Consider the following 16,819-nt stretch of genomic DNA (forward strand, 5'->3'; position numbering starts at 1 on the left):
CTACAATCTCTGCCAGTATGAATTACAACAAATCAGAACAAATCAAAGTTCAGCAGATTTAGAGTCAAACTTAAAAAACAGCGTAGCAGCGATCGCCTGAACTACTTGGCTCTTTTTGAGGTAGAGGATCGAGGAACTGCCGCTGTATTACCAGGGTGGCTGGTATTTACCCAATAAAATCAGCATACCAATACAAAAAACAATCGACATAGCAAAACCAGTCAAAGCTTAGCTCTTGACCTGATAGCTGTTCTTTGCAGTTTCAAGCTTTAAGAACCTGCAAAACTGTTCATATTGAGCAGTTTTAGTTAAAAAAGTTTGAGAGTTGCTGGCTAGCATGAAGTCAATACTAAGGTAACTGATGGGGAGCCGAGACTACCTTCGGGTATGACAAATTCAGGCTGAATGCTTTTCAAAATCAGCATTAAGCCAGAGGTTCGCAGGAATCTGATTTTATGGTTCGCGAGACATGATCCGACGTTGGTAGAGCTGGTAGCGATCGCCGTAGCTGAGGATATGCACCCGCAAGTTATGAATACTCAGTGGCTCTGTCGCATCTGCATCGGGTTGGTTCGTATAGTTCAGATCCACAGGGTCAATAACGGTCACAGAACCTTTGCCCAGGACGTGTAGCAAGCCATCGCCCTCAAATAGGGCACAAGTATCCTCGTCGATGCCGATGCCCAGCTTATCCGGGTAAGCCGCGATCGCACTCATCAGTCGTGCCATGCGATTGCGATTATGGAAATGCTGATCCACGATAATTTCTGGGATGATGGCCAACCCAGTAGCCATGTCTACCAGCGAGCGGTTGGGATGCTCACCACTACCACCGCCGGCAATCATGTGATGCCCCATGACCGCCGCCCCAGCGCTGGTGCCTGCCAGCGTGATCTCACCTTTCACGGCCCGTCGCCGCACTTCTGCCATCAATTCTGTGTCTGCCAACAGCGCACAGAGCCGCAACTGATCGCCCCCAGTCATAAACACGCCTGTACAGCTCTCTAGAAAAGCACGCCAGAGAGAGTCCTCACACTGCTCTCGTTCGCGGATATCTAGGACTTCAATTGCCTTAGCACCCATGTCTTCAAAAATGGTACGGTACCGTTCGCCAATCGTGGCAGGTTCTCGCGAGGCGCAGGGAATGATGGCAATCCGAGCATCTGTACCGCCCGACCGATGAAAAAAGGAAGTCAAGATTTCCTTGCCGTGGACTTTATCTTCCGCTCCCCCAATAATCATCACAGCGGTTTTCGTGGACTGAGGCATCTGTTGTTTGAGGGTTTGAGATTCTAGCTGCGGCACGACGCTACTCCTGGACATAAAATGAACCAGACGCTCCAGTAACCGATTGATTGAAATAGGGATGCCGCTTCTGTTCATCCAGTGCCATGCAGTTTTAACCCTGGAGCTTAACTAATATAGGCATAATGTCAGATTATTTAAACATAATTTAAGAAATTCAAAAATCACTGCTTAGTTTCTTCTGACGGCTCTTAAGGTGGCATGAGAACTAACCACTAGCGATCGCCAAATGCCTCTCTCGATCAGAAGTATGCGCCAGTTTCAGGGTATAGTCAGCAGTCTCGGCAAGATTTGCATTCTCAAAAGTTAGGGTTTTGTGAGATTCGACATTGTTACTTTGTTTCCTGACTTCTTTACGTCACCGCTGAGTTCGGGCTTGTTGGGCAAGGCTTTAGCGAAAGAAATTGCTACGGTGCATCTCACAAATCCACGTGATTTTGCGACTGACAAGCATCGACGTGTGGATGATGAACCCTACGGGGGTGGGGTCGGCATGTTGATGAAGCCAGAGCCAATTTTTGCGGCGGTGGAGTCCCTGCCTGTTTTACCGAGGCGAGAGGTGATCTTAATGACGCCCCAAGGTCAAACGATGAATCAGGCGATGTTTCAGGAGTTGGGAACGAATTATGACCAACTGGTGGTGATTTGTGGCCATTACGAAGGAGTGGATGAGCGAGTCTTGCACCTCGTGACTCGTGAGGTGTCATTAGGGGATTTTGTGCTGACCTGTGGTGAAATTCCGGCACTCACGCTGCTGAATGGTACGGTGCGTTTGCTGCCTGGAACGGTGGGTAAAGAGGAATCCCTTAAGGCGGAAAGCTTTGAAGCGGGTCTACTTGATTATCCGCACTACACTCGACCCGCCGTGTTTCGCGAGTGGGAAGTGCCAGCCGTTTTGCGCTCTGGAAACCATGCTGAAATCGATCGCTGGCGACAAGAACAGCAAATTCAACGCACTCGCGATCGCCGCCCCGATTTGTATGAGAAGTGGTTGAAGGATCAGGAGGTGTAAGTTGCCCTTGATACTTGTCTGCTCTCGGACTGCGGTACAATCCGATTGCCCAGCTTCCTTCTAGTCGCTGTAACTTTTTAGGGCGCTTAGGGCGATCGCTCGACTCAGACTCCACCGATTCCACGATTTCTGTTCCCCTATTGCTGCTGTCACCCTTGGCATGGAAGGCTACATTGTCCAGTTAATTATTTTCACTGCAACCTATGCCCTCTTTAGCTTGGGCCTGAATTTGCAGTGGGGTTTTACAGGTCTGATCAACTTTGGCCATGTTGCCTTTATGACGGTCGGAGCCTATACCACCGTTTTACTGACGCTAACTGGGATACCCCTACCCATTGCGGTCTTAGCTGGTGCGGCTTTGGCTGCCTTGCTAGGCTTATTGATCGGCTTTTCTACCCTCCGCTTACGAGAAGACTACCTAGCCATCGTGACAATTGGCGTGTCTGAAGTGGTGCGACTCGTAGCCCTGAATGAAGAGTGGCTGACGCGAGGAGCGCGGGGTGTGTATGGCTATCCCCTACCGCTGGACAAATTCAATCCTAATGCTTTCACTAGAGGCGGCATGATTGCTTTGCTAACGGTGGTGGTGGGTTTGGCCTACTGGAAGCTGTGGCAGTGGGTGCAACAACGACTCAAGACAGTGTCTCGTCCCGCTGCAATTAGAAATGCGTTGGTTTGGGGTGGCTATATGGGCTCACTCGTCTTGCTCTTGGGAGGAGTCGGAGTTGTGATGCAACAGCTCAAACTAAGCCGCGCCCTTTCGCCAGAGTTGTTAGGGTTGGGCCTGTTGATCGCTTTGGTCGGGCTAGGCTGGGTTTACATCGCGATCGCTAAAACCCTAGTGGCTCGCTTGTCAGAATGGGCCGCAGGTTTGGCTTTATTTAGCGTCTCCTTGTGCTCGATTTTAGGCTTGTGGATGTATAGTATTGGCGCGAACGCCCTCTATAACTATTCCTACAAGGCAGGGCTGATGTTGTTGCTGGTGGTGGTGCTGGCGATTTTGTTTAGCTTGTTAGAGTGGCTGGTGCGATCGCCTTGGGGCCGCGTGTTGAAGGCGATTCGAGAAGATGAGGAAGTCGCCAAAGCGCTAGGCAAAAATGTGTTTTGGTACAAGTTGCAATCGCTAATGCTAGGCGGCGCGATCGCTGGTATCGCGGGAGCCTTCTACGCTTGGCAACTCACCTTCATTAACCCCGACGGCTTTATTCCCTTAATCACATTTCAAGCTTGGACGATTGTCGTTTTGGGTGGCGCTGGGAATAACGTCGGCACCTTGCTGGGTGGGACAATTTTCTGGGCCTACAACACGTTGACGCGGTTTGTCCTGAAAGACATTGTGCCGCTAGATGATGCACGATTAGGCGCATTCCGCGTCATGATCATTGGCTTGATCTTGATTGTCGTGATGATGTGGCGACCCCAAGGCATTCTAGGTAAAAAGGAGGAATTAACCCTTGGTCGATGATCCTAAGTCTCCCGATGTTTTGCCGGAGGCAGTGCCGCAGCGAGGCTTAGAAGAAATTTTGACCGAGGTGGAAGACCGTAGACCCTCACTTCAAGTTCCCCTTTTAGCAGCAAGTGGCCTCTCTAAGAGCTTTGGCGGCATCAAAGCCGTGGATAATGCCGCGATCGAGGTGGCTCAGGGTAGTATCACTGGATTGATTGGTCCCAATGGTGCGGGTAAAACAACGTTGTTTAACTTGCTGTCTAACTTTATTCGCCCCGATCAAGGACGGGTGATTTTTGATGGCGAACCGATCCAACAACTGCAACCCCATCAAATTGCTCAGCAGGGCATGGTCCGTACTTTCCAGGTAGCGCGGGTGTTGTCCCGGCTGTCAGTGCTGGAAAATATGCTGCTGGCGGCTCAACATCAGACGGGAGAAAATTTCTGGAGCGCTTGCTTGCAGTTTCGCCAAGTGGCTAAGGAAGAAAAGCAGCTGAAAGAGCGCGCCTACGCCATTTTAGAGTCGGTAGGCTTGACACACATGACCCATGAGTATGCTGGAGCCCTTTCCGGTGGTCAGCGCAAATTGCTAGAGATGGCGCGTGCCCTGATGGTGCAGCCCAAACTGATTTTGCTGGATGAACCTGCGGCTGGCGTGAATCCTACCCTAATCAACCAAATCTGCGAACACATCACTACCTGGAATCGGGAAGGGCTGACATTCCTGATTATTGAGCACAACATGGACGTGATTATGTCGCTGTGCGATCGCGTTTGGGTTTTGGCAGAAGGCCGCAATTTGGCAGTGGGCAGTCCTAGTGAAATCCAAACCAACTCGGAAGTATTGGAGGCTTATTTGGGGCAGTGAGGTCAACAGGTACTCATCCCGAAGGTGCCTTAAAAACACGAAGAGGTGAGTTTTGACACCCACCTCCAACGCTCAAATTTTCTGCAAACTAGTTGTGATGCACCCTTTGAGAGAAGCCTTGTAGCAATTTGCGGCTTGAATTGCTTGAGCCTAGTCGTGCTTTTTCTTTTTGCCGTTTTTGCCTTCTACGGGCTCTACTGGCAGTTGCATGACGCTTCCGGTTTGCGTTTGGACTGTCTGTCCTGGAACTACCTGACCAGGAGCCGCAGCAGGAACCGCTAAAGGCGATGCCTGAGTTGTAGCTGGCGCAGGCGATACTTGAGCGGCTGGAGCGGGGCTTTCTGCGGCAGTTGGAGGAGCTAGATACCGATTGACTAGCAGGGGAATGGCAGTCGTACCAGCCAGCGAGACAGCACCAATAATGCCCTGAGTCAGGGTTACTTTAAATCCTTGTCCTTTGGGGGGTTCTGAGGGTGATCCAGAATTTGCAGTCATAGAGAGGCAGGGGTATGGCTGTACAATCAACTTCACTCATTTATCGAAAGAATCAGCCTGAGCTACAACCGTATTTTTACCGAGCAAATAAAATCTTTGACAAAGATTCAAGCGTCCATAAGCTGTCGGTAAACACGGTTCTAGCAGGAAACTACGGCTTGCTTGGCGCGTCACACCAGCGATGCCACATTTGCCGATACAGGCTTTCGAGGGTTTGAGTAAAACCGCGCCCATTTGTTAGAGGCGATCGCGACATCAGATAGCGCAAATTGGATCGCAAGAAGCGTAGGCGATCGCGGTCTTCTGCTAAACGTTTGGCCAATGCTACATACTCGTTTGAAGACACAGCAATCAAATCGGTCAGCCCTAGATTGGCTAACAAGCTCATCCCCACCCTAGCCGCATGACTTTTGCCAGCCAGAGTAATCACCGGAATCCCCATCCATAAAGCTTCGCAGGTAGTTGTAGTGCCGTTGTAGGGAAAACTGTCGAGGCCAATATCGATTTGGTGATAAAGGGCTAAGTGCTCGGCAAAAGAGGAGACGTGCCCTAGGAGGTGGACGCGATCGCTAGTCACGCCGTGTTGGGTGAACAAATCATGAAAGCGCTGACGAGTAGCCGCATCAGTCAAAGCTTTGTATTTCAAAACCATCTGAGATTGGGGCACGGCTTGGAGAATTGCTGCCCAGGTAGCAATCACCTCTGGTGTCACCTTGGCCAAGTTATTAAACGAGCCAAAGGTGACGTATCCCTTCGTCAGCGCAGGCAATGCTTCTACGGCTGGGGCGTTTTGTGCTGCTTGGTAACAGAGGAAGCCACGAGGTATCCTTACTAAGCTCTCGGTGTGCCGAGTATCAGCCACTCCTACGGAATCGGCCCAAGTATCGGTGAGGCGGTAGTCGATCGCTGACAGGCCTGTGGTGTTGGGATAACCCAAGTAAGTTACTTGGATCGGTGCAGGTTTATGAGCAAACACCAAAATGCGGTTGCCAGCCGTATGTCCTGCCAAATCCACCAAAATATCAATCTGGTCTTGGCGGACCAACTGAGCCACTTGCTCATCGCTAAGGCTAATGATGTCGCGCCAGCCGTCAGCAAAGCGGCGGAATTGCTCGGTCAAGCCATCAGCGGCCAGCAGATTAGCGTAGCAAAACACCTCATAATTAGCGTGGTCATGAGTTGCCAGCACAGAACCGATGAAAAATCCCACCGGATGGGCGTTAAAGTCTGGGGAGACATAACCAATCCGCAAACGGCGATCGCGAGTCCGATCATTTAAGTGTGGCGTCGCGGCTTGAGTAAGCGGCTCGGCATACTGTTCGGCCCAGCGTTTGTGCTCAGTAAAAATTGTCTCCGGGTCGTGGCTGCTGTCATAGTGCAGCGAGAACAGCAAATTACTCTTCGCTTCCATCAAACCGGGTTTCATCGCGATCGCCTGCCGATAAGCCGCGATCGCCTCCGTCATCCGTCCTTGGTCTTTGAGCACGTTGCCCAAGTTGTTGTAGGTTTCGGCCAAGTCAGGACGTAGCACTACTGCTTGCTGGTAGTGGGTGCTGGCTTCTGCCAACTGACCTTGGCGTTTGTACATATTGCCGAGGTTGTTGTGGGCTTCAGCCGAATCGGGCTTGAGGGCTAGAGCTTTCTGGTAAGAGGCGATCGCGGCTTCCGCTTGGCCCAAGTCTTGGTAAACATTACCTAAGTTGGTATGAATGTCGGAGGCGGTAGGTTGCAGGGCTAGCGCTTGCTGGTAGTAAGTAATCGCTTGATCGAGTTGGCGACGGTTGAAGCAGGCCAGAGCCAGCTGGCAATATTGGGTTGCTGCTTGATGCCAATACTGAGTTGCCGCTTGAATCTGCCCCTGCTGTTGAGCAATCAGCCCTAACTGAGACAGAGCCTCAACTTGGTTAGGTTGCTGCTGCAAAATTTGTCGATAGATTTGCTCAGCTTCAGACCACCGCTTGGCCTGAAAATGTTGGAGTGCGATCGCCGAAGCTTCAGAAATATTCACCATACCGCCCAATGTCTTGCTCCACTGAATCTTGCCTGCAAAACTGTCTCATCTCAAGTCTGTAACTTTAACGCTACACCGACTCCAGCATTCCCTACCCAACCCCGCATCTCAAAGCTCAATCTCAAAACTCGGTCCCAGATTGCCTCACAAAAGCTGAGTTGCGCTTTCAGATAGACATTATGTTGGGAATGATCAAGAGAAATAGAGGCTAGCTGTTGTTGAGTTAAACGAATGGCTGGAGCCTTTGCCACTCGCTAAAGTGAGTTACCCCACTTTTGCTAATCCCATAGAATTTTGCCCGATCGAGGATCTTGAGCATGTCAACGCCACTGAAAACGATCTCCTTGCTTTGCCCCACGCGAGGACGACCTGATAAAGCCCTCCGCCTAGTCTTAAGTGTGCTGAAAACCGCGCACCACCCGGAAAGAGTCGAGGTTTTATTTTATGTAGATACCGATGACTCCACCAAGCTGGACTACGTGGAGCAACTGAAAGCTCATAAAACAGAACTCAACCGCTTAAAGCAGTGCTTCTTGATGGTCAACGAGCCAATTGGGGTTTCTAAAGCCTGGAATGCCTTGGCGACTGCTTCTCAAGGCGATCTTCTAGTCATGGCCGCTGATGACCAAATTTATAACGACGCAGGGTGGGATACGCGGCTCGACCAAGAAACCGCAAAATTCCCAGATGAGATTTTTTGCATGTGGTTCAACGAAGGTCATTGGGGCGAGAAGCTATGCACCTTCCCCATTGTCAGCCGCAAATGGTGTTTAACGTTGGGCTACTTCATCACAGGCATTTTTGAGTGTTTGTATGATGACCTGTGGATTATGGATATTGCCAAGCGGGTCGGGCGCTTGCACTACATTCCCGATGTGTTGACGGAGCATTTGCATTGGGGCTATGGCAAGGCCGAAATTGATTCCACTTACGAATTTAAGCAAGTAGACTCCCAGGGAAATCTTAAGCCTGCGGTGCGACGAGATATGGATTTGTTTGGCAGAACCGCCCCATATCGAGAAGCCGATGCTCGCAGAATTGCCGCAGTCATGCATGGTCCTGTGACTCTGCAACCTGGCTTGTCCCCGATTGGTCGTCCTACGATCTTCAACGATGCCAAAGGCGCGATCGCCCCTATCAGCCAACCTGCCGTTTCGCCCACTAAAACCCAAGTGGTGAACTTAACGATTACTAGTAACCAAGAAACCAAACAGTTAAAGTTGTACTTGGATGCGGAGAAATATACCCAGCAACTCATGCTGTCGCGTTTTAGCGCTGGCAAGTTGTATGAAACAGAAGTTTCTGATTTTTTGATTCAAACGCTGCGTCCCGGCGATCGCTTTATTGATATTGGGGCACATGTGGGCTATTTCTCTCTTTTAGCAGCTACTTTGGTTGGTGGTTCGGGTAGTGTGCTGGCTTTTGAAATGGAGTCGGCGAACTACAAAAAGATTTTAGAAAACATTGAATTGAATCAACTTTCGAATCTCAAGGTTTTTAATGTTGCCTTAGGAGCTGAAACAAAAGAAGCCCAATTTTTTGTCAATTTAGATAATGATGGTGGTCATGCTTTGTGGAATGTGGGAGCGCACCAATTTAATCAAAAAAGTCGGATGAGCCAAGCAACAAAGAAGGTTAGTGCTACCACACTAGACCAAGCCTTGACTGACCAAAACTCTATCCCGCCTAAGATGATCAAAATTGACACCGAAGGCGCAGAGTTGCAAGTTTTGAAGGGCAGTATAAACATCCTGAAAAGTCATCGAGTTCCTTACATTATTTCTGAAGTCAATCGTTTCGGTTTACAGCAAATGGGAACTAATGAAACTGAACTACGAGAATGGATGCGATCGCTCGGATATGACGCTTATTTAATGCAAGCCAGTTCACCCAATTTAGTTAAGCTAGAACCCAACCAATATTGCGACACCACTAAGGTATTTAACCTGTTATTTAGTCGTGTCTAACTTCAGGTTGTGAGGTAGAAATGAACGACTGTCCATTGGTCTGGATCATGATGGGGGTAGCTGGATCAGGGAAGACGGTAGTAGGGCGATTGCTATCCGAGCGCCTAGAATGTGATTTCCTCGAAGGCGATCGCCGCCATTCCCAAGCCAACATCCTCAAAATGCTGTCCCACCAACCTTTGCAAGACGCAGACCGCCGACAATGGCTCTTAGAAATCGAGGATGATATTCAACGCTCTGGCGATCGCAACCGTGAGACAGTCATTACTTGTTCTGCGCTTAAACTTTCCTACCGCAAACAGCTAGCCACTTTAGGGCGTGTCCAACTGGTTTACCTTGCGGTGACACCCGCCGAACTGGAGCGTCGCCTTGCTCAAAGGCAAAATCACTACATGCAATCGGCGATGCTGCACAGCCAAATGGCTGCCTTTGAACCCATTACTCCCGAAGAAAATGTCATAACGGTAGATGGACTTTTACCTCCGGTTGAGACGGTTAACCAATTGTTAGATCAGGCAATGCGGCGATTCCCCAGCCTCAAAAATCCTTGGTGGCAACGATGCACAGAATAATGCCTTGTATACTTAATCACCGTTGGGCTAGAGGGGTAAGCAACAATCAAATTATTGAGTACCAATCTGCGATCGCAAGCCCCGAAATTCTGAAAACTCGTTGAAGTTATAGGTGTTTCGGGGAGAGACTTGACAAGTTCATAAGTTTGTTCAGCGACCGTCATAAGCAGGTTTTAAGTAAGGTGTAGTTTAATTATAAGAGCGCAATAACTTACCTTTAGGGAGGATGAAGGATGGAAGTTTTTCTGGCTAGCTTGAAGCATCTGGAAGAAGTTTCGAGGTTGTTTGATAAATATCGCGTTTTTTATCAGCAACCTTCAGACATGGAAGCAGCTAAAAAGTTTCTTCAAGAGCGATTGCAGAAAAATGATTCCACTATCTTCTTAGCCAGTAATAGAGGGAATATGCTTGGGTTCACCCAGCTTTATCCTAGTTTCTCTTCAGTATCGATGAAACGGGTTTGGATTTTGAATGATTTGTTTGTAGACGAAGCCTACCGAGGAAAAGGAGCTGCACAGTTGCTGATGAATGTGGCAGAGGAGTTTGCACGAGAAACGGGAGCTATCCGAATTGTTTTAGCAACACAGATTTCTAATGTTGTAGCGCGATCGCTTTACGAATCACGTGGATATATCAAGGATGGAGACTTTTATCATTACGCACTACGCTTGCAACAGTAATATGACAGCTAAAATTCTAAAATATTTCGATTATTTATTTTGGTAGTTTTGCGATCGCCTCTAGAAGAGGTATGACAGATTTCGAATAAAATCGCTCCCGATGAACGCCACCTTCTTCAATAACTCGAAAATAACCTGTTATACAGTTTCGTTGCACAATATGACCATCAAGATAATGTAGATCATCCCAATCTTCTGTGTTACCAATCGCGATCGGTTGCCAAGGTTTATTTGCTTTTTCAGGACTTTGAATTTTTTGGGGATGAGCGAGAAGTTCAATAATGCCAGGGATTAACCGTGCATATCCTGTATATCCATCATGCGTACAGTTCACTTTCACGTTCTCAAAAATACCGGGATTCAAAAGTCCATTGGTTCCAATCGCAACGCATCCCTTCGCATTGAAATAGACTTGATTCAATACCAAATCCCATTTCGGGGAGTGATAGTTTAACGCATAGCACTGAGGAGTTATCTTCTGGATTTGAGAGAGTGTATTTTTTTGGGGATAAGCTGCACCTAATAGAATTACGCTATGAAGATTAGAGAAGTTAGGATGACGTTCTAATGCTTCTAGTAAGATTGCACCACCAAGACTATGACCAGATAATATAACTTCATCTTTTTCGGCTGCAATTACCTCTGCCAGTCGAGGTGCAACTTCTTCAATACGACATTCAGATTCATGGAAATTGGCAACTATCTTAGTTGGATTTCCTTCTAGGGTCTTCCACTTAAACTCTTGAATCTCCAAATTCCAATGAAGTTTCTTGGCAAACTTTCGATATTGATTGGTAATAAGTGATTCCGGCTGAAGCTCTGTAAACCCATGCACATGAATTAGCTTCATATCTGTTTCTATATGTCAAATTAGCTCACCTAGAGTGCCCACCTGAGTCATAAAGAACTTCAAATTTACAGATTGAGTCCGGTGAGGCAGCGTTGTACTTGTTTTTCCCAAGTCCAATCTTGCATGAAGCGGGCGGCGGCTTGGCCCTTGGCTTGAGCGGTTTGGTAGTCGGTGTAGACCTGTTCTAGAGCTTCCACGATTTCTTCTACATCTGATTCACCCCAACCTTCTACACCTTGAAAAATGGGAATTGATTTAGCAGGTTTTTGATGAGTGAGGGCGTAGCAGCGATCGCTTCCAATCAAATCTAAGTGGCCCGTATTGGCTGAGAGAATCGTGGGTAGCCCACAAGCCATACTTTCCATTGCGACTAAGTTGGTGCCGCCTTCGGCGCGATTGGGAAATACTGCAACATGAGCTTCGCGGATAATTTGCCCGACCATATGATTGGGAATAGGACCAACATCAATACAGGCATCGGCGGGAATCCCATTGGCAACGAGCCATTCCACTACTCGCAAGCGACCATCAGCATGAATAGCTGGCATACCTTGGACGTGACCTGATTGCTCCAGCCCCAACATGAACTGCGGCCAGAAATTGTGCCAAGCGGTAAGTAGCAAGGCATCGGGATGGCAATCGCGAAACGCCCTGAAAGCTGCAATCACGATATCCTGACCTTTGCGGTACTCCAGCTTGCCGCCGGAAAAAATCACAAAGCGATCGCGGAACAAATTGGCTTTGGGAGCAGGATGGAAAATCGCTGGGTCAATGCCTTGAGGGGCGGTGTAAACGTTCGCCAGGCCATAGCTTTGCAATACTTGGGCGTTCCAAGTCGAGCCTGCCACGATCGCATCATAGGTTTTAGCCTTGGCAATGGCTTCTGGTTTTAGGGCCGTATCTTCAAAAAACACCACGCCGAAATTGTGCTGACCGGAGACTCGTGGTAACAGTTTAGAGTCAAAATCTTTGCCCAAGGCGTAGAAGACGGGGATATCTAAGCCGACTTGTTGCTTGGGGTAGTTAGCCAGTAGATTTTGCAAATTTTGCTGTTGAGCGATCGCAGGACGCAACAGCACTTGGTGTAGCGGATTGAGCAGTTCTGAGGTGACTGAGGCGGGTGTCAGCAACATCGGGGCGAAGTGGGGATGCTGCTGCAACTGGAGCGTGAAGTTGATGCCGTAGACTCCCCATCCTGTCATTAAGCTCAGTTGCCAGCCGATACCAATGGGTCTCACTGGCTTAGTATTTGCGGTGGGAGGTGGGGGAGTGACGTTAGTAGAATCGTCGGGTGGAGTAGCTGCTGCGAATTCAGGAGAAGGCTGGGGCATGGCAGGAAGAGAATGGGTTGATGGCGATGGTGTCTCGACTAATGTTTGCAATGCCTCCTGGACACGGTTGATCACAGCGGCCCAGCCACCCGGTTGTTGCTGACGAAACAGCCGCATCGTGGGATACCAAGGGCTATCTTCGCGCTCTAGCAGCCAACGCCAATCGGGGGCAAAGGTGAGCAGCACCCACACAGGTTTGCCCATTGCGCCTGCCAGGTGAGCCACAGAAGTATCCACAGTAATCACCAAATCGAGTTGGGCGATCGCGGCGGCTGTATCAGCAAAGTCTTGCAACTGCGAATTTAAATTCTCTACGGTTGCGCCGTCGCTGGTGAGTTGGGCGAGTTCGGCAACTGAGGCATCTTTCTGCAAGCTGTAGAAGCTGACTCCTGGTATCGTCAGCAACGGTTGAAAATAGTGCGGTGAGCAAGAGCGATGATGGTTGTTTTGATTCGTTCGGCTGCCCGACCAAACTAAGCCCACTTTGAGATGGCCAGTCGGTGCGCTGAGTTTTACGGCGGATTGTGTCGGAGGGAAAATGTAGGGAACTGAGGCAGGGATGGTGTCTACCGTGGTACCAAACAAGCGCGGCAAGCTCAGCAGTGGCGTGTGCAGATCAAAGGCGGGTAGGGGAGTTTCTTGGGCCACAAGTTGATCGATGCCAGTTACTCCAGATAAAAGCCGCAGCAGTGGGGCTTGGCATTCCACAATCACCCGTCCGCCGCGCTCAGCGACTAGAGCCGCATAGCGAATGAATTGAATCGTATCGCCAAAGCCTTGCTCAGCATGGAGCAAAATAGTTTGCCCTTGCAAGTTTGAGCCATCCCATAGTGGCTGAGCAAAAGGACGAGGCCGTCGGTGGGGTCGTCGCCAGCGCCATTCGTACTCGACAAATCCCTGCTGGAAATCTCCGCCGATCAGCCAAGCCAAAGCGCGATTCCAATGAGTCTCAATATCGTCAGGATTGCTAGCTAGAGCCTGGTTGTAGGCTGCGATCGCCTGAGCGACTTGACCTTGCTGACGATAAATTAAACCCAGACTGGCATAAGCGTTCGTGAAGTTGCGGTTGAACGCTAAAGCTTTTTGGCAATGGACGATCGCCTCAGCAAACTGGCCTTGTTCCCGCAGCGTGGCGCTGAGGTTGGCATGGGCTTCGGCAAAGTTGGGCGCGATCGCCAACGCCCGCTTGTAGTAGGCTATCGCTTGGTCAAATTGGCGTTTTTGGTGCGCGATCACTCCTAGCAAATGTAAAGCATCTAGGTGGTTGGGGTCTTGCCGCAACACCTGAAAGTAAATGGTGCTGGCTGCCTCTAGTTGATTAGTTTGGTGCCTTTGGAGGGCAGTAGCGATCGCCGCCTCCAAATCACTCAAAGGTGTAGGCAGGCAACTGGCTAATAATTTTTGCAGTGCTTGACTGACTCGCTCAATGACTTCAGGCCAATTTCCCGCAGTGGTTTGCCGAAATAGCCGCATTGTCGGGTACCAAGGGCTGTCTTCGCGGTCAGTGAGCCAGCGCCAGTCGGGGGAGGTGTCGAGCAGCAACCAAACTGGCTTGCCTAAGGCTCCCGCTAAATGAGCCACGGAGGTATCAATGGCAATCACCAAGTCAAGTTGGGCGATCGCGGCGGCTGTATCGCCAAAATCTTGTAACTGGGGGCTTAAATCTTGAATTGCGGTGGAGGGTAATTGCGCTAAATCAGCAATTTGCGGGCCTTTTTGCAAACTATAGAACGCGACTCCAGGCAGCTCTAGCAGAGGCAAAAACTGCTGGAGGGGGCAAGAGCGCTGATTGTTGTGCGGATGGCTAGGATTGCCTGACCAAACCAACCCAACTTTGAGTTGAGTGGCGGGTGGGGCGACTAAAGTCAGGCTGGAGGTTGGAGGCTGCAAGTAGGGCACCTGGGCAGGAATGTTTTCCAGGCTGGTGTCTAAAATTCGCGGCAAGCTTAATAGTGGCGCATGGACATCAAACTTGGGGATGGCCTGACCCTCGACGATAAATTGCTGAATCTGGGGGAGGGGCTGAATCAGCGTGGATAACGCTTGCTGACAAGCCACAAGGATACGGCCTCCCTTCTGCGCCATTAGGTGGATGTAGCGAATGAATTGAATTGTGTCGCCAAACCCCTGCTCTGTATGAATCAGCAGGGTTTTTCCTGACAAGTCAGAGCCATCCCAAATTGGTTGTTTGAATGGTTGCGGCTTCATATCTAGTCGTCGCCACCGCCACTCATATTCCTCAAAACCTCGCCTCAAGTCACCGAGCCGTAATAGCGCGATCGCTCTGCTAAAGCGGGCATCGACATTCTCAGGATTAACAGCCAGCGCTTGGTTGTAGCAAGCCATTGCCTCGACATAGCGACCTTGGGCCTCCCAGATTGTGCCCAAGTTGTTGTAGGTCATGGCGTAGCTGGGATTCAGCGCGATCGCTTGTCGGTAATGCGCGATCGCGGCATCAACTTGGCCTTGTTCTTTCAGCGCGGCCCCTAAATTGTGGTGCAACTCGGCGGCTCCAGGATTGAGAGCGATCGCTTGTTGGTAATGAAAAATTGCTGCCTCAATTTGCCCGGTTTGGCTGAGCGCTACGCCCAAGTTACTATGCGCTTCCGGAAAGTTGGGTTTGAGGGCTAAAGCTTTTTGGTAGTAGGCGATCGCGTCAGAGTTGCGTTTCTCAGTGGCTGCCAACGCTCCTCGCAACTGCCAAACCTCGGCTTGGTTGGGTTGTGCTTGCAAAATTTTCTGATAAATTTGCTCGGCTTCCGCCAAACGACCTGATTGATAGTGTTGGATAGCAGTTTTTAGGAGTGCTGCCCAATCTTGCTCGGGTAGAGCATTGGCTGACCTCTCCCCGCCTGCGGCACCCCTCTCCTGTAGGAGAGGGGCTGGGAATGAGGTTTGGCTCTTGTCTAGTAAATATTTCTGCGGCTGAGCGATCGCCTCCCGCAGTGCTGCCACTACTCGCGCCAACACACCTGCCCAATCACCAAATTGAGCTTGCCGAAACAACCGCATGGTGGGATACCAAGGCGTGTCTTCCCGCTCTAGCATCCAGCGCCAATCGGGAGCAAATGAAAGCAATACCCAGACAGGTTTACCTAAAGCTCCAGCCAAATGAGCAACTGCCGTGTCTACCGTGATGACTAAATCCAGTTGGGTGATCGCGGCGGCTGTATCACCAAAATCTTGTAACTGGGGGCTTAAATCTTGGAGGCGATCGCCCAGTGCACCCAGTTGAGCCAGTTCTTCTGGTTGGGCTGCTTTTTGCAAGCTGTAAAGCGTTACGCCAGGGATATTGAGCAAAGGGCGGAAGTCACCCGCTGTACAAGAGCGATTGCGGTTATTGCGATTTTCTGGATTGCCCGACCAGACGAACCCTACTTTTAACTGGGTGTTCGGAGGGGTGACCAAGGTGATCGAGCTAGAGCTAGGAACCTGAAGATAGGGCACTTGAGCAGGAACAGTTTCTAGAGTGGTGCCGTGGAGCCAAGGTAAGCTCATCAGCGGTCTCTGCACATCGAAGGCGGGTAAGGCTTCACCTTGAGCGACAACGGCTTGCACTCCGGGCACCGTTCGGACTAAGCGAACTATGGGAGCTTGGCACTCTACCACCACTTGCCCGCCTCGCTCTGCCACCCAGGAGGCGTAGCGAATAAATTGCATGGTGTCGCCAAACCCCTGCTCGGCATATAGCAGAATCCGCCGTCCCGCTAGGTTTGAGCCATCCCAGAGAGGTTGGGGAAATGGGCGGAGTTGTTTGCCTTCCCGTCGCCAGCGCCATTCATATTCAGCAAAGCCTTGGCCTAAATCTCCACCCAGCAACAAAGCCAGAGACCGATTCCAATGAGGCGAGACAAATTCTGGCTTCAGCACGATTGACTGGTCATAAGCCGCGATCGCCTCAGCTACTTTGCCTTGATGCCGCAGGGCATGGCCTAAGTTGTTGTAGGCTTCTGGGTAGCGGGGATTTAGAGCGATCGCTTGCTGGTAGCTAGCCACAGCCGCCGCATATTCACCATTGGCAACCAAAGCCAATCCTAGATTGTTGTAAGCATCAGCAACCTCAGGCTTGAGGGCGATCGCTTGGCGGTAGTGCGCGATCGACTCCTCAATGTAACCAGCTTGGTAAGCAATTAGCCCTAGGCCATGCAAGGCAGGGAAATAATTAGCCTCTTGCTGCAAAATTAAGCGGTAAAGCTGCTCGGCTTGATGCAACTGCCCAGCTTCGTGATGCTGAACGGCGCTAACAAACGCTTCACGGATGGTTGCCATGTGGCTAAATCC

Annotated in this window: 13 protein-coding genes; 7 read left to right on the top strand and 6 right to left on the bottom strand. The window is 50.1% G+C overall.

Translation table 11 applies throughout. The features are described from left to right. Nucleotides 1–453 precede the first annotated feature (453 nt). Complete coding sequence (locus NDA01_RS21270; protein ID WP_370527551.1) at nt 454–1,323, bottom strand: cyanophycinase; 870 nt, start codon at nt 1,321–1,323, stop codon at nt 454–456. 298 nt (nt 1,324–1,621) lie between these two features. Here NDA01_RS21270 and trmD point away from each other — a divergent pair, with 298 nt between their 5' ends. From trmD to NDA01_RS21290, 4 genes are read left to right on the top strand one after another with little or no spacing between them, the layout of a single operon-like run. Then, nucleotides 1,622–2,317: a tRNA (guanosine(37)-N1)-methyltransferase TrmD gene (gene trmD / locus NDA01_RS21275; protein WP_190440914.1), complete on the top strand. Its 696-nt coding sequence runs from the start codon at nt 1,622–1,624 to the stop codon at nt 2,315–2,317. A gap of 14 nt (nt 2,318–2,331) precedes the next feature. Next, the gene (locus tag NDA01_RS21280) at nt 2,332–2,502 is read left to right on the top strand and encodes a hypothetical protein (RefSeq protein ID WP_348229526.1); all 171 of its coding nucleotides are present in this window, start codon (nt 2,332–2,334) and stop codon (nt 2,500–2,502) included. Next, a complete protein-coding gene (locus NDA01_RS21285; RefSeq protein WP_348229527.1) occupies nt 2,478–3,782 on the top strand; it encodes a branched-chain amino acid ABC transporter permease in 1,305 nt (434 codons plus the stop codon). The genes NDA01_RS21280 and NDA01_RS21285 overlap by 25 nt, the downstream gene beginning before the upstream one ends. Beyond that, a complete protein-coding gene (locus tag NDA01_RS21290) occupies nt 3,772–4,632 on the top strand; it encodes an ABC transporter ATP-binding protein (RefSeq protein WP_431193482.1) in 861 nt (286 codons plus the stop codon). Before NDA01_RS21285 ends, NDA01_RS21290 begins: the two co-directional genes overlap by 11 nt. 150 nt (nt 4,633–4,782) lie before the next feature. Here NDA01_RS21290 and NDA01_RS21295 read toward each other — a convergent pair whose 3' ends face one another. The 3 genes from NDA01_RS21295 to NDA01_RS21305 form a co-directional block, all read right to left on the bottom strand. Further along, nucleotides 4,783–5,127 (bottom strand): hypothetical protein, encoded by a 345-nt coding sequence (locus NDA01_RS21295; protein WP_190562107.1) that lies wholly within the window; start codon nt 5,125–5,127, stop codon nt 4,783–4,785. A 151-nt stretch (nt 5,128–5,278) separates the two neighbouring features. Continuing rightward, on the bottom strand, nt 5,279–7,138 hold the full coding sequence (locus NDA01_RS21300; protein ID WP_348229528.1) for an O-linked N-acetylglucosamine transferase, SPINDLY family protein: 1,860 nt from the start codon (nt 7,136–7,138) through the stop codon (nt 5,279–5,281). 50 nt (nt 7,139–7,188) lie between these two features. Continuing rightward, nucleotides 7,189–7,389, bottom strand: a complete 201-nt coding sequence (locus tag NDA01_RS21305; protein WP_190562110.1) for a hypothetical protein — start codon at nt 7,387–7,389, stop codon at nt 7,189–7,191. A 66-nt stretch (nt 7,390–7,455) separates the two neighbouring features. On the opposite strand from NDA01_RS21305, the gene NDA01_RS21310 reads away from it, so the two are divergent. From NDA01_RS21310 to NDA01_RS21320, 3 genes are all read left to right on the top strand, one after another. Then, the gene (locus NDA01_RS21310) at nt 7,456–9,105 is read left to right on the top strand and encodes an FkbM family methyltransferase (RefSeq protein ID WP_348229529.1); all 1,650 of its coding nucleotides are present in this window, start codon (nt 7,456–7,458) and stop codon (nt 9,103–9,105) included. A 20-nt stretch (nt 9,106–9,125) separates the two neighbouring features. Then, complete coding sequence (locus NDA01_RS21315; protein ID WP_348229530.1) at nt 9,126–9,677, top strand: gluconokinase; 552 nt, start codon at nt 9,126–9,128, stop codon at nt 9,675–9,677. Nucleotides 9,678–9,910: 233 nt separating this feature from the next. Beyond that, nucleotides 9,911–10,357, top strand: coding sequence for a GNAT family N-acetyltransferase (locus tag NDA01_RS21320; RefSeq protein ID WP_348229531.1), 447 nt, complete (start codon nt 9,911–9,913; stop codon nt 10,355–10,357). 34 nt (nt 10,358–10,391) lie between these two features. Here NDA01_RS21320 and NDA01_RS21325 read toward each other — a convergent pair whose 3' ends face one another. Both NDA01_RS21325 and NDA01_RS21330 read right to left on the bottom strand, forming a co-directional pair. After that, nucleotides 10,392–11,207, bottom strand: a complete 816-nt coding sequence (locus NDA01_RS21325) for an alpha/beta fold hydrolase (RefSeq protein WP_348229532.1) — start codon at nt 11,205–11,207, stop codon at nt 10,392–10,394. Between the two features lie 65 nt (nt 11,208–11,272). After that, on the bottom strand, nt 11,273–16,807 hold the full coding sequence (locus NDA01_RS21330) for a tetratricopeptide repeat protein (protein WP_348229533.1): 5,535 nt from the start codon (nt 16,805–16,807) through the stop codon (nt 11,273–11,275). Nucleotides 16,808–16,819: the final 12 nt, after the last annotated feature.

The sequence above is a fragment of the Trichocoleus desertorum AS-A10 genome, from assembly GCF_039962155.1.
Lineage (GTDB): Bacteria > Cyanobacteriota > Cyanobacteriia > FACHB-46 > FACHB-46 > Trichocoleus.